Here is a 23,706-nt window from a genome sequence, read left to right on the forward strand (position 1 = left end):
GGCCTGCCAAATGAAGCAATCTCTCTCCCTGACCCAGATCATCGCCGTCGGTTCGTTCGCCATGCTCGCGGCGGCCGGTGCCAAGGCTGAAAGCTACGAGGGCGTGCTGCCCGCCGTGTCGGCCAAGAGCCGCGCCGAAGTCAGCGCCGAAGCCGTGCGCACCGCGTCCGCCCCCGACCAGAACGTGGTGCGCGGCTCGCGCGGTCCGGAGACCGTGGCCGTGTCGACCGAGCGCGCCCGCGTCGTCGCCGAAGCCATGCGCACCGCGGCGGCGCCCGACCAGAACGTGTCCTCGGGCTCGCGCGTGAACAGCCAGGTCATCTCGACCATGCAGAACCCCGTGGACGCGCGCGCCTCGGCGGCCAACGCCAAGAGCAGCCGCCTGTAATCCCTCCAATCAACGATGCCCCTTTTTCAGGGACACCGTGGAACCGGCTTTGCCGGGCCACGGGTGTCGCCCCCGGTAGGGGGTTGGCGGCCACACGAAGTGGGCAAGCCTGGGGGCGAGCAAGGAACAATCATGAAGCACTGGATCAAACGTAGTCTCTTCGGTTTTGCCGGCCTCGCGGTGGTGGCCGGCAGCATCGCCGGCTGTGCCGGCCACCGCCACGGCTGGAGCGGCAACAGCGCCGAATTCCGCGCCAAGATGGTCGAACGCGTGGGCAGCAAGCTCGAGCTCGACGCCAACCAGAAACAGAAGCTCACCGTGCTGGCAGAGAAGATGCAGGCGCAGCGTGAAGCCATGCGCGGCGCAGGCGGCTCGGGCGACCCGCGTTCGCAGTTCAAGGCGCTGTTCGCGGGCAACAAGCTCGACCAGGCCGGTGCCGCACGACTCGTCGACGAGAAGACCGCGGCGGTGCGCGCCGGCAGCCCCGAGATCATCGCGGCCGCCGCCGACTTCTACGACAACCTGAACGCCGCGCAGCAGCAGAAGGTGCGCGACTTCATGGAGCGCGGCGGCCGCCGCTGGAACTGAGCATGGGCTCGCTCCCAGTCTTCGCGCACTTCGTGTCGCTTCGCCTTCCCCCTCTCCGGGGGCGATACCTGCGGCCCGGCGAAGCCGGTTCCGCGGTATCCCGCGAACAGGCCTCTGGCGCCGCGGCCGCGGGTGGCGTGCGTGCGCTGCTGCGCCTCGAGGGCGCGGTGGTGCTTGGCGTGGCGCTTGCCGCGTACGCGCAGTACGGGCTGGGCTGGGGCGTGTTCGCGCTCTGGCTGCTGGCGCCCGACCTCGCGATGCTCGGCTACCTTGCCGGGCCGCGCGCGGGCGCGGCGCTGTACAACGCGACGCACTCGTACGTCGGCCCCTCACTTTTGCTCGCGCTCGGCGTGCTCGCGGCTACGCCGTGGGCGGTGGCCGGCGGGTTGATCTGGTTCGCCCACATCGGCTTCGACCGCGCGCTCGGCTACGGGCTCAAGTACGCCGCCGGTTTCGGTCTCACGCATCTCGGCCGCATCGGCCGGGCCGATCCGTGGTGAGCGCGATCGCCGCCCCCGTGATGCGCCCGCGCACCGCGCGCGCATGGATGCTGGCCGAGGCGTTCACGCTCGGTGTCGCGTCGACGGTGCATGCCGGCTACCTCGTGCCGGGCCATGCGCATGCACAGGCGCGCATCGCCGAGGCGGTGATCGCGACGGTGCTGGTGCTGGCTTCGGTCGAGACCTGGCTGCGTCCCGCGCATGCGCGGCGCGCCGCCATCTTCGGCCAGGGCTTCGCGCTGCTGGGCACGCTGGTCGGGCTGGGCACCATCGTGGCCGGCATCGGCCCCGGCTCCACGGGCGACGTGGTCTACCACGCGCTGCTGCTCGCAATTCTGGTGGCGGGCCTGACCTGGGCGGTGCGATGCCGGCGGGTCTGATGGTGAGCGAAGTCATCCGCCACATGCTTGCCAGGAGGCACAATCCCGCCATGCCGCGCATCCTGCTGATCGACGACGACGAACACCTCGCCGCGCCGCTGACCACCTACTTCGCACGCTTCGGCTGCACGCTCGAAAGCGCCGTGCGCCCGAGCGAAGGCCTCGCCAAGCTGCGCGCCGGCCAATACGACGCCGCCATCCTCGACGTCATGCTGCCCGAGATGGACGGCTTCGAGCTGTGCCGCGAGATCCGCAAGGAAAGCGACATCCCCATCGTGATGCTCACCGCGCGCGGCGAAGTGATGGACCGCGTGGTCGGCCTCGAACTGGGCGCCGACGACTACGTGCCCAAGCCCTTCGAGCCGCGCGAGCTGGTGGCGCGCGTGCAGACCATCCTGCGCCGCCAGCGCAGCGCGCCGCCGGCTGCAAGCAGCACGCAGCAGCGCGTGTTCGACGGCCTGTCGATCGACCTCGACCGCCGACAGGTGCTGCGCCACGGCGAGCGCGTGGAGCTCACCGGCACCGAGTTCGAGCTGCTTGCGCTGCTGGCCGGCGAACCGGGCAAGGTCTTCAGCCGCGACGACATCCTCAACCGCCTGCGCGGCCACGAGGCCGAGCTTTACACGCGCGCGGTCGACATCGTGGTGAGCCGCCTGCGCAAGAAGCTGGAGCCGCTGGACTGCATCAAGACGCTGCGCAATGCCGGCTACGCGCTGGCCGTGGCGCGCAGCGAGACTGCATGAGCTTCAACCGCAGGTTCCCCCGCGAGATGCGGCGCCGCATGGAATGCCGCGACGAAGAATGGCGCCAGGAGTGGCACAAGCAGTGGCATGCGCGCTGGAACGAGAAGGTGCAGGGCAAGCGCCGCTGGCGCCGTTCGCTGCGCGTGCGGCTGGTACTGATGTTCGTGCTGCTGGCCATGGTGATGGCGGTGGTCTTCATGGGCGGCATGAAGCGGGCTTTTTCCACCGGCTGGGCCGAGGCCGCCAGGCCGATGCTGACCGACTACACCGACCGCCTGGTCGCCGACATCGGCACGCCGCCGGACCTGGCGCGCGCGCAGGCGCTGGTGGCGCGCCTTCCCATCACCATCCGCATCGTCGGCCCCACGGTCAACTGGGACTCCAACCCCGGCGGCGCGAACAGCCCCGGCGGCTGGATGCACGACCGCGACGACAGGCCCGGCGGCGACAAGTGGTTCATCCGCTCCACCGCCGATGGGCACCGCGTGATCTTCGGCTGGTCGCCCAAGCTCTGGGAGCTGGCGCCGCGCGTCATCGGCTGGGCCACGCTCGGCGTGCTGCTGTCGTGCGTGCTGCTGGCCTATGCCTACGTGAGCCGGCTGCTGCGGCCGCTGATCGACATCCGAGAAGGTGCGCAGCGCTTCGGGCGCGGCGAGTTCTCGCAGCCCATTCCGGTCCGCCGCAACGACGACCTCGGCGATCTCGCGCAGCGCGTCAACACCATGGCCGACGACATCCAGGCCATGCTCGACGCCAAGCGCGGCCTGCTGCTCGCGCTGAGCCACGAGCTGCGCTCGCCGCTCACCCGCGCCCGCCTCAACGCCGAGCTGCTGCCGGCCACGCCCGAAGGCCAGGCCGAGCGCGAGGCGCTGCTGCGCGACCTGAACGAGATGCGCGACCTCATCAGCGACCTGCTCGAAAGCGAACGGCTGGCGAGCCCGCACGTGGCACTGCAGCGCGAGCCGGTCGACCTGGCCGTGCTGATCCGCGAGACCGTGGCCGAGATGCCCGGCGCGCAGCAGGTGCACCTGGACCTGGCCGACGGCCTGCCGCCGCATGCCGTCGACCGCATGCGCATCCGCCTGCTGGTGCGCAACCTGCTGGACAACGCGCTGCGCTACAGCAACGACGCGCCGCGCCCGCCCTGCGTGTCGCTGCGCGCGGTGCTCGACGGCAAGCAGCAGGGCGTCGAGATCGAGGTGCGCGACCACGGCCCCGGCGTCGACGATGCACAGCTGGAGCGGCTCACCGAGCCCTTCTACCGCACCGACGGCGCGCGGGCGCGGGCCACCGGCGGCGTCGGCCTGGGCATGTACCTGTGCCGGCTGATCGCCGAGGCGCACGGCGGCGAACTCATGGTGCGCAACGCCTCGCCGGGGCTGCAGATCATCGTGCGGCTGGTGTAGCGCGCGGCCGCGCCCGGCTGTCGCCTGCGCTACAGGCGGGGCTACGGAGGGCGCGGGGTGCGCGGCTACGATGCGCCTGCGCGCCCACGCCGGCGCCCGGCCCGTCATTCAAGGAGACACCATGAGCAGCCCTCTCACCAACCACCAGGTCCGCCTTGCCAAGCGCCCCGAAGGCGCCGCCACCCGCGAGAACTGGAAGTTCACCACCGAGCCCGTCGGCGAGCCGGCCGAGGGCGGCGTGCTGGTCAAGACGCTGTCGCTGTCGCTCGACCCGGCCATGCGCGGCTGGCTCAACGACGCCAAGAGCTACATACCGCCCGTGGCCATCGACGAGGTGATGCGCGCCGGCGGCGTCGGCCGCGTGGTGGCCTCGAAGAACCCGAAGTTCGCCGTCGGCGACACGGTGTACGGCACGCTCGGCGTGCAGGAATACATCCTCATCGCGCAGGACGACCTCAAGCGCAACGGCCTGGTGAAGATCGACCTGAGCGTCGGCAGCATCACCCAGTGGCTCAACGTGCTGGGCATGCCCGGCATGACCGGCTACTTCGGGCTGATGGACGTGGGCCAGCCGAAGCCGGGCGAGACGGTGGTGGTCTCCGGCGCGGCGGGCGCCGTGGGCCAGACCGTGGGCCAGCTGGCCAAGATCAAGGGCTGCCGCGTGGTCGGCATCGCCGGCGGCGCCGCCAAGTGCGACTGGGTGGTCAAGGAGCTGGGCTTCGACGCCTGCATCGACTACAAGGCCGGCGCGGGCGCTGTGCGCGAAGGCCTCAAGGCGCATTGCCCGAAGGGCGTGGACGTCTACTTCGACAACGTCGGCGGCGAGATCCTCGACATGGTGCTGGCGCGGCTCGCGCGCAAGGCCCGCATCATCATCTGCGGCGCCATCAGCCAGTACAACAACGCCAACAGCATGCCCTCGGCCGGGCCGAAGAACTACCTGAGCCTGCTGGTGAACCGCGCGCGCATGGAGGGCATCGTGGTGTTCGACTACGCCGACCGGTATCACATCGCCATCGCCGAGATGGCCGGCTACCTGAAGGACGGCCGCATGAAAAGCAAGGAAGACGTCGTCAAGGGACTGGACACCTTCCCCGAGTCGCTCAACAAGCTCTTTGCGGGCGAGAACTTCGGCAAGCTGGTGCTGCAGGTCGCCGAAGCCTGATCGACTGACTGATCGACGGGCGGGGGACGCTTCAGTCGTTTTCGGGGCGCATGGGAATGTCGCCCATCGCCTCGTCGTCCCGCAGGCCGCGCGCGGCCTTCAGCAGCTCGATCGACAGGCCGTCGCCCCGGCCTGCGAAGCCCTTGGCGATGCCTTCGAGCACCGTCGACAGGCCGGCTTCGCCGTCGTCGCGGGCATCCATGCTGATGTTCAGAACGCGGGCCGCCATCTGGCGGTAGGTGACGGCGCCCGCGGTTTCCAGTGCGGCGACCAGGTCGAGGTACAGCGCAAGGTTCATGTCGAACACGAGCTTGGGCGTGATCTCGAAATCACCGTTCTTTTCGTTCATGCGTGGCTCCTTTGTTCCTGAGCCGCCACTCTGCCAGAAAACGCGCGGCGCGCCGTCGGACGCAGGCGCATTCAGCGCGCGCGGGTGCCCATCAGCGCGGCCGAGATGATCAGGATCGCCGCGAGCGCGATGCTCCAGGTCAGCGGCCGGCCGGTCACGGCGAGCAGCAGCGCGGTCGAGGCCAGCGGCGTGATGTAGCTCAGGATGCCGATCTGCCGCGCGTCGCCGCGCTTGAGCGCCATGTCCCACAGGAAGAAGGCCGCGCCCAGCGGGCCGAGGCCGCACAGCACCAGCAGCAGCCAGTCGCGGCCCGACAACACGGCCGGTGTTTCCAGCAGGGCATGGCAGGCCAGCGCCAGCAGGCCCGAGACCAGCCCGAACAGGCCGATGGCGGAAGTGGGGAAGGCTGGCACGCGCTTCGTCCACAGCGAGTAGCTGGCCCAGATCACGGCCGAGGCCAGCGCGGGCAGGAAGCCCCAGTACGTGGTTGCCGGCCCGGAGGCCACGGCCCCCCGCGCCCCGAGGATCGCCGCCGCCGCGCCCGCGAACCCCAGCAGCGCCGCCACCACGTGCACCGGCCGCAGCGACATGCCGGTCAGCAGCACCGGCGCGAGCACCACCATGAGCAGCGGCCACAGGTAGTTGACGAGGTTGGCTTCCACCGGCGGCGCGATCCGCAGCGCCATGAACAGCAGGAAGTGATAGCCGAACAGGCCGTAGATGCCCAGCGCCAGCGTGCGCGGCGGCACCTTCCATGCGCTGCGGTCGCGCAGCACCAGCGGCCAGCTCGGCACGCTGCCGACGATCAGCGCGATACCGGTCGTGAGGAACGGGGGCAGGTGCGACAGCGAGGTGCCCAGCGAGGCGAGCGTCGCCCAGAGCGCAATGGCGAGCAGGGCAAAGAATGTGGACGGCATGGCCGGCGAGGCTACGCGATGCGAGCGTCGCGCAATGACGGACTGTCGTCGCGCAACGACGGTTTGCGGCGGGATCGGCGGTGAAATCAGCGGTGAAATCAGCGGCGCAGCGCGGCGGTCAGCGCCGACGGCGAGCGGTAGCCCGTGCGGCGCGCCGTCTCGGCCACGCCCATGCCGCCGAGCCGCAGTTCGCGCGCATGCGCCAGCCGCAGCGAGCGCAGCCAGTGCATCGGGCTCATGCCCTGTTCTTCGCGGCAGCGCTGCGCGAACTGGCTCGCGCTCAGGCAGGCGACATCGGCCAGGTCGGCCACGCCCAGCGGCTCGTGCCAGCGGGCCCGGGCCCAGTCGGCGAGCAGGGGCCAGTCGATGCGGCGACGGCGCGAATCCGAAGACGCCGGCCCGGGGCTCCAGGCCTCCAGCAGCAGCGCGGGGCCGTGCAGCAGGGCCAGCGCCGACGCCTGCGGCTGCCTGATGCATTGCGCCAGGTAGCGCGCCAGCGTGTGCAGTTGCGGCGCGCCGGTCGGTGCGCGCTCGGTGCAGCGCGCCCATGCCGGCTGCGTGGTGTCGAGCACCAGGCACAGGCTGCCGTGCTTGCGCGCGCTGAAGTCGTGCCGCTCGCCCGGGGCGATCACCTGCGCTTGGCCTGCGCCGATGCCGCGGCCCCGGCCCTCCACTTCGATCTCGAGCACGCCGTCCAGGCCGATCAGTACCTGGAAGTGGTCGTGCGCGTGGCTGCCGTGCGAGTGGCCATAGTCGCGCAGGGCGAGTTCATGGCGGGGCTGGTGGGGCGGCTGGGAGGAAGCGGGGGCATGCATGGGCTGCAGCGGATTGTCCGCGCAGCCCCGGCCGTGCCACAAGCGGGATCGATCAGCCCTCGTCGGCGTCGTCCCGCACGGCCTGTCCGTTGACCCGCACGGCCTCGACCACGCGCCCGTTGCCGGTCGCCAGCGGCTGCGTGCGGCCCTCGGCCCGCACCTTGTCGCCCACTTTCAGGCCCAGGCGCGCCATGCCGTCGGGCTTGGTGTGGACGAAGTCGCCGGTGTCCAGCACCACGCCGTTGGCCTCGCCGTGGCGCGCGTAGTTGAAGCGCACCACCTGGCCGTCGATGCTTGCGGCGGCCTCCGACTGGCGCGGGGCCTTGCCGTCGACCGAGGCCAGCCGTTCGAAGCGGTAGACCGTGTGTTGCGCCTCGCCCTTGGGCGAGGGGCCTTCCTCGATGCCTTCGATCACCAGTGCCTGGCCGGACTTCAGGCCGGCGAACGCGGCCGCGGCGTCTTCGTCGTGGCGCTCGAACACGAACTGCGTGGGCACGCCGTCGGTGTCGATCAGCACGCCTTCGATGCCGCCCTTGGGGCTGTAGATCAGATGCTGGAACCGGCCTTCGACCGACCAGACGTCGAGGGTGTCGTGGGGATGTGGCATGGAATGTCCTTTTTGAGTGTGGTTGTGGAACGGAAAACGCGATCAACCGAGCCGCAGCAGCAGCGCCGATGCCGCGCACACGACCAGGAAGGGAATGCTGATGCGATGGAACTCTCGCAGCCCGTGCGGCACCTTGGCCAGCCGCAGGGCGATGAGGTTGGCCAGCGAGCCCAGCACGCAGCCGAAGCCGCCCACGCTCACGCCCGCCGCCAGCGCGGGCAGGTCGTGCACGTAGCGGTCCAGCAGGATGGTGGCCGGCACGTTGCTGATGAACTGCGAGGTGGCGATGGCCGCGAGGTACGCGCGCCAGCCCTCGGCAATCGGCCACTGGCCCACCAGCGACGCCACCGCCGGCAGTTCGGCGAGCTGTCGCAGGTCGACGAACATCAGCGCGATGATGGCGAGCAGCGCCCAGTCGACACCCAGCAGCACGCGGCGCTGGAACAGCAGGTAGGCGACGAACACCACCGCCAGGCCCGCGAGCAGCCAGTGCCGGTCGAGCGCAACGACGAAGCCCACGAACAGCACGCCCGACAGCGCCAGCAGCCTCGGCTGCACCGGCGCGGCCTCGGCCGCCGGCTTGAGCGCGATGGCCGTGCGCGGCACCAGCAGCCAAACGGCCACGAACAGCCAGAACAGCATGACCAGCACGGTGGGCGCCATCATCAGCATGAAGCCGCCGAAGCTCTCGCCGGTGCGGTGCCACAGGTACAGGTTCTGCGGATTGCCGATGGGCGTGAGCGCGGAGCCCGCGTTCACCGCCAGCGCCTGCAGCACCACCAGCCGCGCCAGCGGCAGGTGCGCCTGCGTGGCCAGCACGCGGGTGAGCGGCACCAGCAGGAACAGGCTCACGTCGTTGGTGACCAGCGCCGACAGCAGGGCCGCCGTGGCGGTCAGCAGCAGCGCCAGCTGGCGCAGGTCGGTGGTGCGCGCCAGCAGCCGCTGGGCGGCCGACTGGAGCATGCCGCTCTTCTCCACGCCCTGCGTGATGGCGAGCAGCCCGGCCAGCGCGCCCACGGTCTGCCAGTCGACCAGCTTGAGCCAGTCCATCGGCGCGCGCGGGCGCAAGAAGGCGAACAGCACCGCCACCGCCACCAGCACCCAGAGCAGGCCGTTGCCGCCGCCTTCGTGGGTTGCGGGCGCGTCGGCGCCGGAAGCGGCGGGCGAGGAGGGTGCGAGGGCGGACACGGTGTCTTTGGTCATGGAGCGGTGATGGTCAGTGCGGAGGCGGCCGGCGCGTTCGCCATCGAACGGCGCCGCTCGCGAGTTTCCGGCATCGCGAGCGCGAACAGCGTCAGCGCAGCAGCCGCGATGCCCGCCAGCATCACGAAGGCCGTGCCGTAGCCGGCCAGGTGCGCGACCGTGCCCGCCACCAAGTTGCTGAGCGCCGCGCCCAGCCCCACGCAGGCCGCGCCGATGCCCAGCGCGAAGTTGAAGTGGCCGCTGCCGCGCGTGAGGTCGCCGATCATCAGGGTCAGCATCACGCCGAAGATGCCCGCGCCGATGCCGTCCAGCACCTGCAGCGACAGCAGCGCGGCCGGGCTGTCGGCCAGCAGGTACAGCAGCCCGCGCACCGGCAGCACCGCGAAGCCGGCCAGGAAGATCGGCTTGCGCGGCAGCCGCGGCGCCCAGCGCCCGACCGCCAGGGCGATCGGAATGGTGACCAGCTGCGTGACGATGACCCCGCCCGAAAGCCACAGCGTGGCCGAGGTGCCGGCCTGCGTGCCGACCTTCTGCGCCACCAGCGTGAGCATGGCGGCGTTGGCCAGGTGGAACAGGAAGGCGCAGGTCAGCAGCACGATGAAGCGGCGGTCGTACCAGCGCGCGGTGGAGTGCGGCGCGCCGGCCTCGTCGTGATCGGCATCGGCGCCGCGCGCCAGCTTCGGATCGACGTCGCGCTTGCGGATCAGCATGGCCGCCGCGATGGTCGGCAGCGCCATCGCCACCGCGTAGAAGAACATGGCACGCGGGCCGAACGCGTGGCCCACCCAGCCGGTGCCCAGCGCCCACAGCACCGTGCCCGCCGCCGTGATCGCGGCGTTGCGGCCGACCCGCGCGTCCAGCCCGGCGCGGCCCACCATGCCCAGGCTGACGGCCGCGATGGCGGGCGCCACCAGCGTGCCCGCCGCGCCGATGAGCGACTGGCCCGCCAGGATCACGCCGTAGCCCGGCCAGTGCGCCATGACCACCAGGCACGCCGCGATGAGCGAAATGGCGCCGGCGATCCAGCGCGGCTTGTGGCGCGCGCTGTCGATCAGCGCCCCGGCCGGCGCCTGAACCAGCAGCCCGACCAGCGCCGAGACGAACATCACGGTGCCGATCCGCTGCGGGTCCCAGGCCAGCGTGCCGGCCATGAAGACGATCAGGAACGGGCCGACGCCGCCCTGGATGTCGGGTGCGAAGAAGGCCAGTGCGTCGAGTGCGCGCAGGCTGCGGCGCGAGGGTGCGGCGGTGGTGGTCATGGCGGGCCGGACAGCAAGATCAGGAGGCCGGTACCGGGGCCGGCGGAGCCATCAGCGGCGCGGGCGGCGTGGGGCCCGCGCCCCTCGGACCGCGGGGACCGCCGGGGCCGCGCGGTGCGGGTTCCAGGCCCGGCCCGCCGAAAACTTCGCGCACCGTGTCCGCGGTCGGGCCGAGGCTGGTGGCTTCCAGCGCCGTGCCCTGCGCGCTGCGCGTACCCCAGCCGCGTGCATGGAGCTGTGCGCCGGGTTGCAGCTGCGCGCCGTACATGGCGCCGATGTGCGGGGGAAAGCGCACCGTGGTCTTGTCGGCGAGCACCACGCCGCGCACGTCGCCGCGGTCGGTGTAGAGCAGGCGTTCGATGCGACCGCCGGCCGACAGCGCGACGAGCGCGCCCGGATCGCGCGGCGGCGGCGGGGCCATGCCGGGCGCCGGAGGCTGGTCTGTCAGGCTGCGGCCGTTGGCGACGAGGGCCTGCATGCGCACCACCGGCACGTTGGGCGCGCGCCAGCCGCTGACCTGCACCGTGTCGCCGGGCTTGAGCATCTGCATCACGGCCGCCGAGAGGTGCGGCGGAAATGCGACCTGCGTGCCGTCGCTCAGCAGCAGGCCGTCGGCTTCGCCGTTGGGGTTGATGAGCCACTGCTGCACGCGGCCGCTGGCGACGGTGCCCGCTTCCGGCGCGGCGGGCGGCATGGGGGCGGTGGCGCCGAGCGGCGGCGGGGGCACCGGGCCGCCGGGTGGCGGCGGCACCTGGGCGAAGGCGGCGCTGCTCGCCAGCAGGCAGGCGGCAGCGAGGAAGGTGATGCGATGTGTCATGGATGGCTCCTTGAAGGGTGGATGCCCAAAGACATCTCACACAACGTGCCAGCCCATGAATCCTTTCAAATCAACAACTTGCGAGCATCACGCTGCTTGGCGCCGCATGATCCGGAGACACCGGGTGTCCGGTTTGCGGACACCCGTGGCTCACTCGAGGCCGTACTGCGCCAGTTTTCGGTACAGCAGCTGCCGGTGGATGCCCAGCCGGCGTGCCGTTTCGGCGCGATTGCCCTGCGTCTGCGCCAGCGCGTGCGCGATCAGCAGGCGCTCCAGCCGCTCGACGGCGGCGGGGAGTTCGCCCTCGAGCCAGTCGGCGGGCAGCGTGGCGGGTGCTTCGCCGGGAGCCGGGGCTCCGAGCGCGAGGTCCAGGTCCGCGCCGCCGATCACGCGGTGCCGCACCAGCGCATGGCAGCGCTCCATCACGTTGCGCAGCTCCCGCACGTTGCCCGGCCACGGGTGGCTCAGCAGCCGCTGCGCCGCCTCGGCCGACAGCGCCTTGGACACGGCATCGGGCGCCCCTTGCGCGGCGGCGCGGCGCAGGAAGTGCTCCGCCAGCGGAATGATGTCCGCCAGCCGTTCGCGCAGCGGCGGCATGCGGATCGACAGCACGTCAAGCCGGTACAGCAGGTCTTCCCGGAACCGGCCTTCGCGCACGGCGGCGGCCAGGTCGCGGTGGGTGGCCGCGACCACGCGCACGTCGACCTTCACCGTCCTGTGGCTGCCCAGCGGCGTGACCTCGCCCTCCTGCAGGGCGCGCAGTATCTTGGCCTGCACGTCCAGCGCCATGTCGCCGATCTCGTCGAGCAGCAGCACGCCGCCGTCGGCCGCGCGAAAGCACCCGGGCCGCTCGCCGGTGGCGCCCGTGAAGGCGCCGCGCACATGGCCGAAGAGCTCGCTTTCGAGCAGCTCCTTCGGAATGGCCGAGCAGTTGACGGCCACGAAAGGCTGCCCGGCGCGGGCCGAATGGCGGTGCAGGGCGCGCGCCACCATTTCCTTGCCGGTGCCCGTTTCGCCGAGCACCAGCACCGGCATCGAATTGGCGGCCGCCAGGCCGATGCGCTTGTGCACCTCGCGCATGGCCTGGCTCGGGCCGATCAGATCGCTGTCGTCGTCCGCTGCCGCCGCGGCGGACGGCAGGGCCGCCGTTTGCTGCTGCAGCGCGCGTTCCAGCACCTCGCGCACCGCCTCGCGGCTGATGGGCTTGGCCAGGTGGTCGAAAGCGCCCAGGCGCATCGCCTCGATGGTGTTGCCCGCGCTCGAAAAGGCCGTGAGCACGATCACCGGCGGCAGCCGCGCCAGGCGCGCCTGCAGGGCGGCGAGCGTCTGCAGGCCGTCCATGCCGGGCATGCGGTGGTCGAGGAACACGGCGTCGAAGCGTTCGCGCGACGCCGTCTCGATGGCCTCGGCGCCGCTGGCGACCGGGACCGTTTCATGGCCCAGGCCCTGCAGCGTCTCGGCCAGCGTGTCGCGGAAGGCGTCGTCGTCGTCGACGATCAGGAGATGCGCCATGGAAGCTCCAGTTCGAATCGGGCGCCCGGCGTCAGCGGCACGTGGCGCAGATCGCCGCCGTGCGCCAGCGCCACCTCGCGCGCCAGCGCCAGGCCCAGCCCGGTGCCGTCGGCGCGCCCGGTGGCAAAGGGCTCGAACAGGCTGGCCTGCAGCGATTCGGGCACGCCGGGGCCGTCGTCGTCCACGCGGATGGCCAGCGTGCGCGCGTCGGGCTGCAGGGCCGAAAGCACCACGTGGCCGCCGCGCGGCGCATGGCGCACCGCGTTGTCGAGCAGGTTGTCGACCGCGCGCGCCAGGTGCACCGGGTCGAAGGTGGCGCTGGTGGGCTGGTCGTGATGCAGCGTGACCTGCACGCCGGCGGCATCGGCCTTGGGCGCCACGGCGGCCACGCGCTCGTCGAGCCAGCGGTGCAGCACCACTTCCACCGGCGCCAGCGCCACCGGCTGCACCAGCGCCAGCAGGCTCTGCACCAGGCCGTCGAGCCGGTCGATCTGGCCGACGATGGCCTGCAGCGCGGCGCCCTGCCGCTCGGGCGTGGCGGCCAGGGCGTTCTCGGCCTTCAGCCGCATGGTGGCGATGGGGTTGCGGATCTCGTGGGCGATGCCGCCCGTCATGCGGCCCAGCGCGGCCAGGCGCTGGTCGCGGCTGCGCTGCTGGGCGGCCGCGCGCAGATGCGTGCGGGCCTCCTCGAAGCGCAGCCGGTAGTGGTTGAAGCCGTCGACGATGCGGTCGAGTTCGCGCACGCCGGTGCGGGGGAGTTCGGGCACGGCGCCGCCGTCGGCGTCGGCCTGGGCCAGCCGGCTTTCCAGGCGCTGCACATGGCGCAGCCCGCGCAGCAGGATGAAGCCCAGCCACAGGCCCGAGGCCAGCACCAGCACCAGCAACACGCCCAGGCCGGTGCGCAGGCTGTCCTGCGCGGCCAGCGCGCCGCCGCTGGTGCGGGTCATGGTCCAGGCCGCCAGGTCATTGCGCGGGGTTGCCAGCGGGCAGGCCGAGACGATCAGCGCCTCGCGGCTGCCGCGCACCACGTCGGTCTGCGGCTGCTGCGTGCGCGCCGCGAGCTGCGCCAGCTCGGCGATCAGCGGCTGCTCGGCGGCGGGCACGTCACGCTTGACGCCGCTGCCTTCGTAGGTGGGGTAGGCGTAGGCCAGGTGGCCGCCGCCGGCCTGCCATACGCCGCCCTCGACATGCGGCGCTTCTATCAGCACCAGCTGCAGCAGCACCTGCAGCAGGTCGACCTGCGGCTGGGCGGTCGGGGGGGCGGTGGCCGAGCGGGCATAGCGCGCCGCGATGGACCGGCACGACTGTTCGGTGGCGGTGCGCCCCGCCGCCACCTGCGCGCCCGCGCTGCTGCGGTACAGCGTGAGCATGACCACCGCCAGCGTGGCGCACATGCCGAACAACAGCACCCAGAAAAAGAGCAACTGACCGCGTAGAGATTTCATCTGCCGCAATCGTGCCCTGTTTTCAGGGCGGCGACGCGTCAGCCGTGATCGCGTTCACGCAATTCGCGCTTCAGTACCTTGCCGATCGCGCTGCGCGGCAGTTCGTCGATGAAGCTCAGCCGCGCCAGCCGCTGGGTCTTGCCGAGCTGGTCGTTGGTCCATTGCAGCAGCGCGGCCTCGGTGGTGGCGTCGCCCTCGCGGCGCACCACGAAGGCCACCGGGGTCTCGCCCCACTGCTGCGACGGCACGCCGACCACGGCCGCGTCGGCCACCGCCGCATGGCCGCGCAGCACCGCCTCGAGGTCGCTCGGATAGATGTTGAAGCCGCCGCTGATGATCATGTCCTTCTTGCGGTCGAACAGCGTGAGGAAGCCCTCGGCGTCGAAGCGGCCCACGTCGCCGGTGCGGATGAAGCGCTTGCCGGTGGCGTCGAACCACTCGGCCTCGCGTGTCTTCTCGGGCTGGCGGTGGTAGCCGGTCATCATGCCGGCCGAGTGGCCCACCACCTCGCCGGCCACCTCGGTGTTGCCGCGCGGCAGTTCGTTGCCCTGCTCGTCGATCAGGCGGATGTCGCTGCCCTCGGCGGGGCGGCCCACGGTGTGCAGCTTGGTCGGATTCAGGTGCGCTTCCAGGATGCAGGTGCCGCCGCCTTCGGTCATGCCGTAGAACTCGACCAGCCCGCCGGGCCAGCGCTTGAGCACGTCGGCCTTGAGCGCGGCGCTGAAGGGCGCACTGGTGCTGAACTTGTGGCGGAAGGCGGACAGGTCGTGCTCGTCGAAGCGCGGGTGCGCCATCAGCCGTTGGTACTGCACCGGCACGAGCATGGTGTGCGTCACGCGGCGCTGCGAGGCCAGCTGCAGGTAGCCGAGCGCGTCGAACTTGGGCATCAGCACCACGCAGCCGCCGAAGGCGATGGTGGGGAAGAACACCACCAGCGTGGTGTTGGAGTAGAGCGGCGTCGACAGCAGCGTGACGGTGTCGGGGCTGTACTCGTACTTGGCGCCGCGCTGCACATGGGCCCAGCGCATGCCGTGGCCCTGCACGATGCCCTTGGGCTCGCCGGTGGTGCCCGACGAATAGATGATGTTGAACGCCCACGCGGGCTGCGCCTCCACGGGCGCGGGCTGCGTGCCCGCCGGCGCGAGCCAGCCTTCGAGGCCGCGGCCCACGGCGGAACCGTCGAGCGCGACGCGGGCGATGCCGCCTTCCCTGGCGGGGCCGATCACCTCGGCCGCCGATGCGTCGCTGAACAGGATGCGCGCCTCGGCGTCCTCGATCATGCGGGCCAGGCTGGCCGGCGTGGAGCCGGGCGCCAGCGGTGCCACCGCCACGCCCGCGCGCAGCGCGCCCAGGAACACCGCCGCATAGTTGACCGACGAAGACGCGCATATCGCGATGGCGTCGCCGGGCTCGAGGCCGTCGCGCTGCAGGCTGGCCGCGATGCGGTCCATCAGCGCATCCAGCGCGCGGTAGTCCAGCGTGTGGTGGGCGTCGGCCAGCGCGGCGTTCCCGGGCGTGTGTTGCGCATGGAGACGGACCAGGTCGGCGATGGCGCCGAAGTTGCGTTCCATCGCGGCTTGAACGGCAGGGTGCGTTTGCAAAGTCATTCCTTCTTCTTGACCAACCAAAGGGCAGGATAGCGAAATGTTCACGCTTTCGGCCAGCGCCTTGGCGACCTCGAGCCTGCAGGGCGCAGCCGTCAGCCAGCGCTCAGGATGGGCGGTCCACGATGCCCTCGTCACCATCAGCAAACAGGGAGCTTCTCGTGCACATCATCTGGACGATCCTGATCGGTTTCATCGCGGGGCTGATCGCCCGCGCCGTCCTGCCGGGCAACAACTCGATGGGGTTCATCCTCACGGTCATCCTGGGCATCGCCGGTTCGCTGGTGGCGACCTATGCAGGACAGGCCCTGGGGCTGTACGCTGCGGGCGCGGGCGCCGGCTTCATCGCCTCGGTGATCGGCGCGGCCCTGCTGCTCGGGGTCTGGCATCTCGTGACCCGCTGACAAGGAGTTCCACATGGGTCTACTCGACATCCTCCAGCAGGCCATCGGCGGCAACAGCAGCCCCGAGGCCCACATCGACCAGGTCACGCAGCACGCTTCCACCGGCGAGGTCGGCGCGGGGCTCGCGGCGGCCATGCGCTCCGACCAGACGCCGCCCTTCGGCGACATGGTCGGGCAGCTGTTCGGCCAGTCGTCGCCGCAGCAGCAGGCCGGCGTGCTCAACCAGATCCTGGCCACGCTCGGGCCGGCGGCCGCCTCGGCGCTGGCGGGCGGCGTGCTCGGCCGCATGCTGCAGCCGGGCCAGACGCAGGTCACGCCCGACCAGGCATCGCAGCTGTCACCCGCGCAGGTGACCGAAATCGCCGCGCATGCCGAGCAGCAGCACGCGGGCATCATCGACGAGGTGAGCCAGTTCTATGCGCAGCACTCGGGTCTGATCAAGACGCTGGGCGGCGCGGCGATTGCCATCGCGCTGGCGAAGATGAAAGAGAACGCCACGCGCGGCTGAGGGCCGCGCGGGCTGCCGGCTCACGCCTGGTGAGTCACGGCCTGCTGGGCCGCATGCGCCTGCTGGTCGGCGTGGTAGCTCGACCGCACCATCGCGCCCACGGCGGCGTGGCTGAAGCCCATCTTGTAGGCCTCTTCCTCGAACATCTTGAAGGTGTCGGGGTGCACGTAGCGGCGCACCGGCAGGTGCGAGCCCGACGGCGACAGGTACTGGCCGATGGTCAGCATGTCGATGTCGTGCGCGCGCATGTCGCGCATGACCTGCAGGATTTCCTCGTCGGTCTCGCCCAGGCCGACCATGATGCCGCTCTTGGTCGGCACGCCGGGGTGCAGCGCCTTGAACTTCTTCAGCAGGTTCAGGCTGAACTGGTAGTCGCTGCCGGGACGCGCTTCCTTGTAGAGGCGCGGCGCGGTTTCCAGGTTGTGGTTCATCACGTCCGGCGGCGCGGCCTTGAGGATTTCCAGCGCGCGGTCGTCGCGGCCGCGGAAGTCGGGCACCAGGATCTCGATCTGCGTCATCGGCGAGAGCTCGCGGATGTTCCTGATGCAGTCGACGAAGTGCTGGCTGCCGCCGTCGCGCAGGTCGTCGCGGTCGACGCTGGTGATCACCACGTACTTCAGGCGCAGCTTGGCGATGGTCTTGGCGAGGTTGAGCGGCTCGTCCTTGTCGAGCGGGTCGGGGCGGCCGTGGCCCACGTCGCAGAACGGGCAGCGGCGCGTGCACTTGTCGCCCATGATCATGAAGGTGGCCGTGCCGTTGCCGAAGCATTCGCCGATGTTCGGGCACGAGGCTTCTTCGCACACTGTGTGCAGGTTGCTTTCGCGCAGGATCTGCTTGATCTCGTAGAAGCGCGTGGTCGGGCTGCCGGCCTTGACGCGGATCCAGTCGGGCTTCTTGAGCACCTCGCCGCCCTGCACCACCTTGACGGGGATGCGCGAGAGCTTGGCCGCCGCTTTCTGCTTGGCCAGGGGGTTGTAGTTTTCGGCGCTTTGCGCGTCGCGGACGACTTCTGTGGTGCTCATTGGTATGTCAAGGCGCCAGGAAGGCGCGGAGCTTCTGGCTCAGCACCGTGGCGGCTTCTTCCCATGTGGTTTGAATGCCGATTGTAGAAAGGTCGACCGTTTGCAGCCCCGCGTAGCCGCAAGGGTTGATGCGGGAGAAGGGTTCGAGGTCCATTTCGACGTTGAGCGCCACGCCGTGGTAGGTGGCGTGGCGGCTCACCTTGATGCCCAGCGCGGCGATCTTGCCGAGGCCCCGGAACGGGTCGGCGGCGGGCGGCGGGCCGGCCAGGGCTGAACCAGGCAAAGGCGCTGCTTTCAGCATCGCGTGCGAAAACGGGTCGTCCAGGCGCACGTAGATGCCCGGCGCGCCCGGCACGCGGTGGCCGGTCACGCCGAAGTGGGCGAGGGTGCGCAGCACCGATTCCTCGATGCGGTAGACGTATTCCTTCACGAAATAGCCGGCGCGCCGCAGGTCGATCAGCGGATAGGCCACCACCTGGCCGGGGCCGTGGAAGGTGACCTGGCCGCCGCGGTCGGTCTGCACGACGGGAATGGCGCCGGGGTTCAGGAGGTGGTCCTGCCTGCCGGCAATGCCCTGGGTGAACACCGGCGCGTGCTCGCAGATCCACAACGCGTCGGGCGTCTCGGGCGTGCGCTCGAGCGTGAACTGCTTCATGGCCGCGAAAGTGGTCGCGTAGTCGACGCGGCCCATCGGATGCAGCTCGATGGCGGGAACGGTGGCGGCGGTGTCTGTCATGGCGTGGCCTGCCGCGCGGGCAGCTTGCGGGTCTCGCCGATGGCGAGCGTGAAGAAGGCGTCGTCGGCCACGCCCTGGGCCTTGCGGGCTGCGGCGAGGTCCTTGGGCGGCTGGTCGAGCGCTTCGTCGGTGAGCGAGAAGGTGCCCCAGTGCACGCCCAGGCTGCGCCTGGCGTGCAGTTCGCGGTGGATGCGCACGCTTTCGTCGGGGTTGACGTGCTGGTCCTTCATGAACCAGCGGGGCTCGTAGGCGCCGACGGGCAGCAGCGCGAGGTCGAAGCCGCCGCCCTGCGCGTCGGCCTGGCGCGGCGCGAGACGGGCCTGGATGTCGGCGAAATCCTTCGAGTAGCCGGTGTCGCCGGAATAGAACACGTGCAGCTTCGGCGAAAGCAGCGCGAAGCCGCCCCAGAGCGTCTTCATGCGGTCGCCGAGGCCGCGGGCGCTCCAGTGCTGCGCGGGCGTCAGGAAAACCTGCACCGCGTCGCTGTCAGCGCCAGCGGCGATGCCCGCGCCGTTGCGCTGGACGAGTGCCTGCGCGGAAGGCGTGGCCGGCAGCGTGACGCTGTCCCACCAGTCGAGTTCGACCGCGTTCGTGACGCCGCGCTCCGCGAGCCACGGCTTGATGCCCAGCGGCACGACGAACAGCGGCGGGCCGCCGGCCTGCGCATTCAGCGCCTTCACGCTGTCCTCGTCGAGGTGGTCGTAGTGGTTGTGGCTGATCAGCACGAGGTCGATGCGCGGCAGGTCCTTCAGGGCCACGCCGGGCGGCTGGAAGCGCTTCGGTCCCACGAAAGAGACGGGCGAGGCGCGCTCGCCGAACACCGGATCGGTCAGCACGTTGAGGCTGCCGTTCGCGGTCGGCACCTGCACCAGCACGGTGGCGTGGCCGATGAAGGTGGCGGCGGGCCGGGCCTGTGCGCCGGTGTTCGACGCAATGAAGGCGAGGTCTGGCGCGACCACCGGCGGTGGCGCTTCGGGCGCGGGCGGCAGGCCCTTGAACCACGATGGAATCTGCCAGCCCAGCAGCACGTCGGTGAAGAAATTCTTCGGCTTGAACTCGACGTAGTTGTCCTGGAAGCCGTCGGGCCGGTGGTGTCTGCGGCTGGCGTCGTAGTACGGGTTCGGCGGCGTCGAGCAGGCGGCCAGCAGGCCACCCGCGCAGAGCGCCGCCGCGACGTGCCGCAGGCGGGTCAAAGCACGACCTTGACCTGCGGGTGCGACGACAGCGCGCGGTACAGGTCGTCGAGCTGTTCGCGGCTGGTGGCCGTCACGGTGATGGTCACGCCGAGGTAGTTGCCGGCCTTGCTGTCGCGCAGCTCGACGGTGGTGGCGTCGAAGGTGGGGTCGAAGCGCTCGGCGATCTGCGTGACGGCGTGCACGAAGCCGTCGACCTTGGCGCCCATCACCTTGATCGGGAACTGCGAGGGGTACTCGATCAGCGACTCCTTGCGCGGGTCGGGGATCGAGGTGGTTTCGGTGGTGGTCGTGTTGTCGGTCATGCCGGGACTCCGTGCTTCTGTGCGTTGCGTAGCTTGGCCTCCTGGTAGGCCGCGTACAAGCTCTTGTAGATGGGGCCGGGGCGGCCGTTGCCAATAGCCTTGCCGTCGAGCGTGACCACGGGCAGCAGCTCCTTGCTGGCCGAGGAGATCAGCAGCTCGTCGGCGGCGAACACCTCGTCGCGCGAGATGCGGCGCAGCGTGAAAGGAATGCCATGCTCCTCGCACAGGCGCTCCAGCAGGCCGTAGCGGATGCCGGTCAGCACGAGGTTGTCCCTGGGCGGGCCAGCGAGCACGCCGTCCTTCACGATCCACACATTGCTCGACGAGGCTTCGCTGAGCCATTCGCCGCGGAACATGATGGTCTCGGCCGCGCCGGCTTCCACGCTGATCTGCCGCGCGAGCACGGCACCCAGCAGGCTGGTGCTCTTGATGTGGGCCTTCTGCCAGCGGAAGTCTTCCGCCGTCACGCAGGCCACGCCCTTGGCGCGAATGGCCTCGGAGATGGGCGGCAGCGGGTTCACCATCACGAACACGGTGGGGCGAATGCCGCGCACCATGGCGTGGTCGCGCGGCGCCACGCCGCGTGTCAGCTGAAAGTAAACGGACTGTGGCGCTTCGCCGCCGGGGGCGACCAGGCGCATCACGATCTCGCGCCACTGCGCGAGCGAGAGCGGGTTCTCGATCTGCAGCTCGGCGAGCGAGCGGTCGAGCCGGGCCATGTGCTCCTCGAAACAGAAAGGCTGGCCGAAGTAGACGGGGACGTATTCGTAGATGCCGTCGCCGAAAATGAAGCCGCGGTCCAGGACGCTGATCTTCGCGTCGCGCAGCGCGGTGTACTCGCCATCGAGGTAACAAAGCGTGGCGGGCAGGGCGTCGGTGATAGGGTGCATGCAGGAATTATGGTTGCGTGCGCCGGGTCGGGCTCGCGTCTGGGAATGCAGGAGCGATTTGCATGCGCGACACGTGGGGTGGCGGGATGGGTTGGGTTTTTACTTATAATCAATGGCTTTGTAGAAATTCTGGGTCGTCATCCGGGCTTCATTCAAAATGAAAACAATCGCCCGACAAGACTCGGAGGTCGCTGAAGACCTCGACGCAGAATTCAAGCCGTTGACCGCCGAGGAGGCGCGTGAACTGCGTGCAAAGAACCCTTCGATCTCCCCCTGGCGGGTGGTCGCGGGGCAGTTGGTTGTCGGTCTGCTGGTGGCTCTGGCCATCTGGGGGCTGACGGGGAGGCAAAATCTGGGTTGGTCCGCCGCTTACGGTGCGATCGCGGTGGTCATTCCATCGGCGGTGTTCGCACGGGGGCTGACCGGTCGGTTTTCTTCCCTGAATCCGGGCACCGCGGTGTTCGGGTTCTTCCTGTGGGAAATGGTCAAGATGGCCTTGTCTGTGGCGATGCTGATCGCTGCGCCAAGGCTGATTACGGCGCTGAGCTGGCCAGCAATGCTGGTCGGCCTGGTGGTGACAATGAAGGCGGCCTGGTTGGCGGTGATGTTCTCGCCCCGGCGCCGGAAACAGAGAGACGAGTAACGGAATGGCTGCTGAAAACGCTGCGGAACATAGTCAGACCGCGGGTGAATACATCGTTCACCACTTGACGCACCTGCAAAGCTCCAAGCCTGGAGGTGTGGCTGACTTTACGGTTTTCAATTTCGACTCGCTCTTCTTCTCGATCTCGCTCGGCATCCTGGGCTGCTGGCTGCTGTGGCTTGCCGCCCGCAAGGCCACTTCGGGCGTTCCCGGCCGTTTTCAAGCGGCGGTCGAGCTGCTGGTCGAAATGGTCGACCAGCAGGCCAAGGGCATCGTCCACAACGCCACGAGCCGCAAGTTCGTGGCCCCGCTGGCACTCACGATCTTCGTCTGGATCTTCCTGCTGAACGCGATGGACCTGTTCCCGGTCGATCTGTTCCCGGCCATCTGGGCCAAGATCTTCGGCCTCGCCGGCGAAGACCCGCACCACGCCTACCTGCGCGTCGTGCCCACGGCCGACCTCTCGGTGACGATGGGCATGTCGGTGGCCGTGCTGCTGATCTGCATCTACTACAACATCAAGATCAAGGGCGCTGGCGGCTGGGTGCACGAGCTGTTCACCGCCCCCTTCGGCAACCACTGGGCGCTGTACCCCTTCAACTTCGCCATGCAGATGATCGAGTTCGTCGCCAAGACGGTCTCGCACGGCATGCGGTTGTTCGGCAACATGTACGCCGGTGAACTGATCTTCCTGCTGATCGCCCTGATGGGCGGTGCCTGGTCCATGTCGGCCACCGGCATCGGCCTGGCCATCGGCCACATCATCGCGGGCACGGCCTGGGCCATCTTTCACATCCTGATCATCACGTTGCAAGCCTTCGTGTTCATGATGCTGACGCTGGTCTACATCGGCCAGGCCCACGATCACCACTGATCATCAGTTTTCGTTTCTGTTTTTGTTTTTCTCTTCAACCAAAGTCCTCTAGGAGTCATCATGGAAGTTATTAGCTTTGTTGCACTGGCCGCCGGCCTGATCATCGGTCTGGGCGCTGTTGGCGCATGTATCGGCATCGGCATCATGGGCAGCAAGTACCTCGAGTCGGCCGCACGTCAGCCCGAACTCATGGGTGAACTCCAAACCAAGATGTTCCTGCTGGCTGGTCTGATCGACGCCGCTTTCATTATCGGTACCGGTATCGCCCTGTGGTTCGCAACGGCCAACCCGTTCCTGTCGCAAATCGCCAACCTGCCGAAGTAAGTCTTTCTCGTCGGACCTGCGTCGTCGTTCTCTAGAGCCCCTAGCGAATGGCTTCGATTCAATCCCATAGAGAGGGTGAAAAGTGAGCATTACCGGTACCCTGATCGTTCAGATGATCGTGTTCCTGATCCTGGTCGGGTTCACGATGAAGTACGTGTGGCCGCCGATCGCGAAGGCGTTGGACGACCGCGCTGCGAAGATCGCCGAAGGCCTCGCTGCCGCCGACAAGGCCAAGTCCGAGCTGACCGCCGCCAACAAGCGCGTGGAAGCCGAACTGGGCCAGGCACGCAACGAGTCCGCACAGCGTCTTGCCGACGCCGAACGTCGCGCCCAGGCCATCGTTGAAGAGGCCAAGGCCCGCGCGACCGAGGAAGGCAACAAGATCGTTGCAGCCGCACGCGTCGAAGCCGACCAGCAGGCACTGAAGGCCCGTGAGGCCCTGCGCGAGCAGGTCGCCGCGCTGGCCGTCAAGGGCGCGGAGCAGATTCTGCGCAAGGAAGTGAATGCAGGCGTTCACGCCGATTTGCTCGCCCGTCTGCAGACCGAACTCTGATAGAAGCCATGGCAGAACTCGCCACCATTGCACGCCCCTACGCCGAGGCGCTCTTCAAGGCGTCGTCGTCCGACCTCGCCGGCACCAGCGCCTGGCTCGAAAAGGTTGCCGCCATCGCGGCCAGCCCGGAGCTCAAGCAGTTCGCCGAGAACCCCAAGGCCACGGCCGAACAGGTGATCGGCGTGGTCGCCGGTGCATTCGGTGCACCGCTCGCCGCTCCCGCCCAGAACTTCCTGGGTGCGCTCCTCGAGAACGGACGTTTTTCGGTGCTGCCGGAAATTGCGAAGCAGTTCCGGGCACTGGCCAACGCGAAGAGCGGTTCGTCCGACGCCGTTGTCTACAGCGCCTTCCCGATCGATGCCGCGGCCCTCGCCAACGTGTCGGCCGCGCTCGAAAAGCGTTTCGGTCGCAAGCTCCAGGTCACGGTCCAGCAAGAGCCGGAACTGATCGGTGGCATTCGTGTGGTGGTCGGCGACGAGGTGCTCGACACCTCCGTCAAAGCGCGCCTTGAACAAATGAAAGTTGCGCTGGCGGCCTGACGGTCTCCAGCGCCTTA

General features: G+C 69.6%; 29 protein-coding genes. 14 read left to right on the forward strand and 15 right to left on the reverse strand.

The features are described from left to right. Positions 1–10 precede the first annotated feature (10 nt). The 7 genes from C4F17_RS21425 to C4F17_RS21455 all read left to right on the forward strand — a co-directional run bounded on the left by C4F17_RS21425 (position 11) and on the right by C4F17_RS21455 (position 5,170). Complete coding sequence (locus C4F17_RS21425) at positions 11–388, forward strand: DUF4148 domain-containing protein (protein WP_081266137.1); 378 nt, start codon at positions 11–13, stop codon at positions 386–388. A gap of 132 nt (positions 389–520) precedes the next feature. Beyond that, on the forward strand, positions 521–976 hold the full coding sequence (locus C4F17_RS21430) for a Spy/CpxP family protein refolding chaperone (RefSeq protein WP_106936587.1): 456 nt from the start codon (positions 521–523) through the stop codon (positions 974–976). A 2-nt stretch (positions 977–978) separates the two neighbouring features. Continuing rightward, the gene (locus C4F17_RS21435) at positions 979–1,476 is read left to right on the forward strand and encodes a DUF4260 domain-containing protein (RefSeq protein ID WP_106936588.1); all 498 of its coding nucleotides are present in this window, start codon (positions 979–981) and stop codon (positions 1,474–1,476) included. After that, positions 1,473–1,856 (forward strand): hypothetical protein, encoded by a 384-nt coding sequence (locus C4F17_RS21440; protein ID WP_234382266.1) that lies wholly within the window; start codon positions 1,473–1,475, stop codon positions 1,854–1,856. The genes C4F17_RS21435 and C4F17_RS21440 overlap by 4 nt, the downstream gene beginning before the upstream one ends. Before the next feature lie 50 nt (positions 1,857–1,906). Continuing rightward, positions 1,907–2,599 (forward strand): response regulator transcription factor, encoded by a 693-nt coding sequence (locus tag C4F17_RS21445; protein WP_172839771.1) that lies wholly within the window; start codon positions 1,907–1,909, stop codon positions 2,597–2,599. A gap of 26 nt (positions 2,600–2,625) precedes the next feature. Further along, a complete protein-coding gene (locus C4F17_RS21450) occupies positions 2,626–4,005 on the forward strand; it encodes a HAMP domain-containing sensor histidine kinase (RefSeq protein ID WP_106936589.1) in 1,380 nt (459 codons plus the stop codon). A 121-nt stretch (positions 4,006–4,126) separates the two neighbouring features. Then, the gene (locus C4F17_RS21455) at positions 4,127–5,170 is read left to right on the forward strand and encodes an NADP-dependent oxidoreductase (protein WP_081266142.1); all 1,044 of its coding nucleotides are present in this window, start codon (positions 4,127–4,129) and stop codon (positions 5,168–5,170) included. A 31-nt stretch (positions 5,171–5,201) separates the two neighbouring features. Here C4F17_RS21455 and C4F17_RS21460 read toward each other — a convergent pair whose 3' ends face one another. From C4F17_RS21460 to C4F17_RS21505, 10 genes are all read right to left on the reverse strand, one after another. Then, positions 5,202–5,519: a hypothetical protein gene (locus tag C4F17_RS21460; RefSeq protein ID WP_081266143.1), complete on the reverse strand. Its 318-nt coding sequence runs from the start codon at positions 5,517–5,519 to the stop codon at positions 5,202–5,204. A 71-nt stretch (positions 5,520–5,590) separates the two neighbouring features. Then, a complete protein-coding gene (locus C4F17_RS21465) occupies positions 5,591–6,436 on the reverse strand; it encodes a DMT family transporter (RefSeq protein ID WP_081266144.1) in 846 nt (281 codons plus the stop codon). Positions 6,437–6,534: 98 nt separating this feature from the next. Continuing rightward, a complete protein-coding gene (locus C4F17_RS21470; protein WP_106936590.1) occupies positions 6,535–7,251 on the reverse strand; it encodes an AraC family transcriptional regulator in 717 nt (238 codons plus the stop codon). 52 nt (positions 7,252–7,303) lie between these two features. Beyond that, positions 7,304–7,858 (reverse strand): hypothetical protein, encoded by a 555-nt coding sequence (locus C4F17_RS21475; RefSeq protein WP_106936591.1) that lies wholly within the window; start codon positions 7,856–7,858, stop codon positions 7,304–7,306. 42 nt (positions 7,859–7,900) lie between these two features. Continuing rightward, a complete protein-coding gene (locus C4F17_RS21480) occupies positions 7,901–9,061 on the reverse strand; it encodes an SLC13 family permease (protein ID WP_106936592.1) in 1,161 nt (386 codons plus the stop codon). Then, positions 9,058–10,320, reverse strand: coding sequence for an MFS transporter (locus C4F17_RS21485; RefSeq protein ID WP_106936593.1), 1,263 nt, complete (start codon positions 10,318–10,320; stop codon positions 9,058–9,060). The genes C4F17_RS21480 and C4F17_RS21485 overlap by 4 nt, the downstream gene beginning before the upstream one ends. 19 nt (positions 10,321–10,339) lie before the next feature. Continuing rightward, entirely contained in the window at positions 10,340–11,137 is a 798-nt protein-coding gene (locus C4F17_RS21490) for a hypothetical protein (RefSeq protein WP_106936594.1), read from the reverse strand. Positions 11,138–11,287: 150 nt separating this feature from the next. Continuing rightward, the gene (locus C4F17_RS21495; RefSeq protein WP_106936595.1) at positions 11,288–12,649 is read right to left on the reverse strand and encodes a sigma-54-dependent transcriptional regulator; all 1,362 of its coding nucleotides are present in this window, start codon (positions 12,647–12,649) and stop codon (positions 11,288–11,290) included. Beyond that, positions 12,634–14,094, reverse strand: coding sequence for a sensor histidine kinase (locus C4F17_RS21500; RefSeq protein WP_081266109.1), 1,461 nt, complete (start codon positions 14,092–14,094; stop codon positions 12,634–12,636). The genes C4F17_RS21495 and C4F17_RS21500 overlap by 16 nt, the downstream gene beginning before the upstream one ends. 38 nt (positions 14,095–14,132) lie before the next feature. Beyond that, positions 14,133–15,665 carry a class I adenylate-forming enzyme family protein gene (locus C4F17_RS21505; RefSeq protein WP_106936596.1) on the reverse strand — a complete coding sequence of 511 codons (1,533 nt, stop codon included), beginning with the start codon at positions 15,663–15,665 and terminating at the stop codon, positions 14,133–14,135. A gap of 194 nt (positions 15,666–15,859) precedes the next feature. Here C4F17_RS21505 and C4F17_RS21510 point away from each other — a divergent pair, with 194 nt between their 5' ends. Both C4F17_RS21510 and C4F17_RS21515 read left to right on the forward strand, forming a co-directional pair. Next, the gene (locus C4F17_RS21510) at positions 15,860–16,102 is read left to right on the forward strand and encodes a GlsB/YeaQ/YmgE family stress response membrane protein (protein ID WP_081266107.1); all 243 of its coding nucleotides are present in this window, start codon (positions 15,860–15,862) and stop codon (positions 16,100–16,102) included. Between the two features lie 13 nt (positions 16,103–16,115). Continuing rightward, a complete protein-coding gene (locus C4F17_RS21515; RefSeq protein ID WP_106936597.1) occupies positions 16,116–16,610 on the forward strand; it encodes a hypothetical protein in 495 nt (164 codons plus the stop codon). A 20-nt stretch (positions 16,611–16,630) separates the two neighbouring features. Here the strand turns inward: C4F17_RS21515 and lipA are convergent, their stop codons facing one another. From lipA to C4F17_RS21540, 5 genes are read right to left on the reverse strand one after another with little or no spacing between them, the layout of a single operon-like run. After that, positions 16,631–17,632 (reverse strand): lipoyl synthase, encoded by a 1,002-nt coding sequence (lipA, locus tag C4F17_RS21520; protein ID WP_106936598.1) that lies wholly within the window; start codon positions 17,630–17,632, stop codon positions 16,631–16,633. Positions 17,633–17,639: 7 nt separating this feature from the next. Next, entirely contained in the window at positions 17,640–18,368 is a 729-nt protein-coding gene (lipB, locus tag C4F17_RS21525) for a lipoyl(octanoyl) transferase LipB (protein ID WP_106936599.1), read from the reverse strand. Next, positions 18,365–19,561 carry an MBL fold metallo-hydrolase gene (locus C4F17_RS21530; protein ID WP_234382270.1) on the reverse strand — a complete coding sequence of 399 codons (1,197 nt, stop codon included), beginning with the start codon at positions 19,559–19,561 and terminating at the stop codon, positions 18,365–18,367. Before C4F17_RS21530 ends, lipB begins: the two co-directional genes overlap by 4 nt. After that, a complete protein-coding gene (locus tag C4F17_RS21535; protein ID WP_081266103.1) occupies positions 19,558–19,866 on the reverse strand; it encodes a YbeD family protein in 309 nt (102 codons plus the stop codon). Before C4F17_RS21535 ends, C4F17_RS21530 begins: the two co-directional genes overlap by 4 nt. After that, positions 19,863–20,756: a D-amino acid aminotransferase gene (locus C4F17_RS21540; RefSeq protein WP_106936600.1), complete on the reverse strand. Its 894-nt coding sequence runs from the start codon at positions 20,754–20,756 to the stop codon at positions 19,863–19,865. Before C4F17_RS21540 ends, C4F17_RS21535 begins: the two co-directional genes overlap by 4 nt. A gap of 157 nt (positions 20,757–20,913) precedes the next feature. Here C4F17_RS21540 and C4F17_RS21545 point away from each other — a divergent pair, with 157 nt between their 5' ends. The 5 genes from C4F17_RS21545 to C4F17_RS21565 all read left to right on the forward strand — a co-directional run bounded on the left by C4F17_RS21545 (position 20,914) and on the right by C4F17_RS21565 (position 23,689). Then, positions 20,914–21,399, forward strand: coding sequence for an ATP synthase subunit I (locus C4F17_RS21545; protein WP_081266101.1), 486 nt, complete (start codon positions 20,914–20,916; stop codon positions 21,397–21,399). A 4-nt stretch (positions 21,400–21,403) separates the two neighbouring features. Next, on the forward strand, positions 21,404–22,273 hold the full coding sequence (gene atpB / locus C4F17_RS21550) for a F0F1 ATP synthase subunit A (RefSeq protein ID WP_081266100.1): 870 nt from the start codon (positions 21,404–21,406) through the stop codon (positions 22,271–22,273). 60 nt (positions 22,274–22,333) lie between these two features. After that, the gene (gene atpE / locus C4F17_RS21555; protein ID WP_019657641.1) at positions 22,334–22,597 is read left to right on the forward strand and encodes a F0F1 ATP synthase subunit C; all 264 of its coding nucleotides are present in this window, start codon (positions 22,334–22,336) and stop codon (positions 22,595–22,597) included. Between the two features lie 82 nt (positions 22,598–22,679). Further along, positions 22,680–23,150: a F0F1 ATP synthase subunit B gene (locus tag C4F17_RS21560; RefSeq protein ID WP_081266099.1), complete on the forward strand. Its 471-nt coding sequence runs from the start codon at positions 22,680–22,682 to the stop codon at positions 23,148–23,150. 8 nt (positions 23,151–23,158) lie between these two features. Beyond that, positions 23,159–23,689: a F0F1 ATP synthase subunit delta gene (locus C4F17_RS21565; protein ID WP_081266098.1), complete on the forward strand. Its 531-nt coding sequence runs from the start codon at positions 23,159–23,161 to the stop codon at positions 23,687–23,689. Positions 23,690–23,706: the final 17 nt, after the last annotated feature.

It is taken from the genome of Variovorax sp. PMC12 (genome assembly GCF_003019815.1).
Classification (GTDB): Bacteria; Pseudomonadota; Gammaproteobacteria; order Burkholderiales; family Burkholderiaceae_C; genus Variovorax.

Coding starts and splice junctions, on each gene's coding strand:
- C4F17_RS21425 (WP_081266137.1), top strand. CDS start 11: ATGAAGCAATCTCTCTCCCTGACCCAGATCATCGCCGTCGGTTCGTTC.
- C4F17_RS21430 (WP_106936587.1), top strand. CDS start 521: ATGAAGCACTGGATCAAACGTAGTCTCTTCGGTTTTGCCGGCCTCGCG.
- C4F17_RS21435 (WP_106936588.1), top strand. CDS start 979: ATGGGCTCGCTCCCAGTCTTCGCGCACTTCGTGTCGCTTCGCCTTCCC.
- C4F17_RS21445 (WP_172839771.1), top strand. CDS start 1,907: ATGCCGCGCATCCTGCTGATCGACGACGACGAACACCTCGCCGCGCCG.
- C4F17_RS21450 (WP_106936589.1), top strand. CDS start 2,626: ATGCGGCGCCGCATGGAATGCCGCGACGAAGAATGGCGCCAGGAGTGG.
- C4F17_RS21455 (WP_081266142.1), top strand. CDS start 4,127: ATGAGCAGCCCTCTCACCAACCACCAGGTCCGCCTTGCCAAGCGCCCC.
- C4F17_RS21460 (WP_081266143.1), bottom strand. CDS start 5,519: ATGAACGAAAAGAACGGTGATTTCGAGATCACGCCCAAGCTCGTGTTC.
- C4F17_RS21465 (WP_081266144.1), bottom strand. CDS start 6,436: ATGCCGTCCACATTCTTTGCCCTGCTCGCCATTGCGCTCTGGGCGACG.
- C4F17_RS21470 (WP_106936590.1), bottom strand. CDS start 7,251: ATGCATGCCCCCGCTTCCTCCCAGCCGCCCCACCAGCCCCGCCATGAA.
- C4F17_RS21475 (WP_106936591.1), bottom strand. CDS start 7,858: ATGCCACATCCCCACGACACCCTCGACGTCTGGTCGGTCGAAGGCCGG.
- C4F17_RS21480 (WP_106936592.1), bottom strand. CDS start 9,061: ATGACCAAAGACACCGTGTCCGCCCTCGCACCCTCCTCGCCCGCCGCT.
- C4F17_RS21485 (WP_106936593.1), bottom strand. CDS start 10,320: ATGACCACCACCGCCGCACCCTCGCGCCGCAGCCTGCGCGCACTCGAC.
- C4F17_RS21490 (WP_106936594.1), bottom strand. CDS start 11,137: ATGACACATCGCATCACCTTCCTCGCTGCCGCCTGCCTGCTGGCGAGC.
- C4F17_RS21495 (WP_106936595.1), bottom strand. CDS start 12,649: ATGGCGCATCTCCTGATCGTCGACGACGACGACGCCTTCCGCGACACG.
- C4F17_RS21500 (WP_081266109.1), bottom strand. CDS start 14,094: ATGAAATCTCTACGCGGTCAGTTGCTCTTTTTCTGGGTGCTGTTGTTC.
- C4F17_RS21505 (WP_106936596.1), bottom strand. CDS start 15,665: ATGGAACGCAACTTCGGCGCCATCGCCGACCTGGTCCGTCTCCATGCG.
- C4F17_RS21515 (WP_106936597.1), top strand. CDS start 16,116: ATGGGTCTACTCGACATCCTCCAGCAGGCCATCGGCGGCAACAGCAGC.
- lipA (WP_106936598.1), bottom strand. CDS start 17,632: ATGAGCACCACAGAAGTCGTCCGCGACGCGCAAAGCGCCGAAAACTAC.
- lipB (WP_106936599.1), bottom strand. CDS start 18,368: ATGACAGACACCGCCGCCACCGTTCCCGCCATCGAGCTGCATCCGATG.
- C4F17_RS21535 (WP_081266103.1), bottom strand. CDS start 19,866: ATGACCGACAACACGACCACCACCGAAACCACCTCGATCCCCGACCCG.
- C4F17_RS21540 (WP_106936600.1), bottom strand. CDS start 20,756: ATGCACCCTATCACCGACGCCCTGCCCGCCACGCTTTGTTACCTCGAT.
- C4F17_RS21545 (WP_081266101.1), top strand. CDS start 20,914: ATGAAAACAATCGCCCGACAAGACTCGGAGGTCGCTGAAGACCTCGAC.
- atpB (WP_081266100.1), top strand. CDS start 21,404: ATGGCTGCTGAAAACGCTGCGGAACATAGTCAGACCGCGGGTGAATAC.
- atpE (WP_019657641.1), top strand. CDS start 22,334: ATGGAAGTTATTAGCTTTGTTGCACTGGCCGCCGGCCTGATCATCGGT.
- C4F17_RS21565 (WP_081266098.1), top strand. CDS start 23,159: ATGGCAGAACTCGCCACCATTGCACGCCCCTACGCCGAGGCGCTCTTC.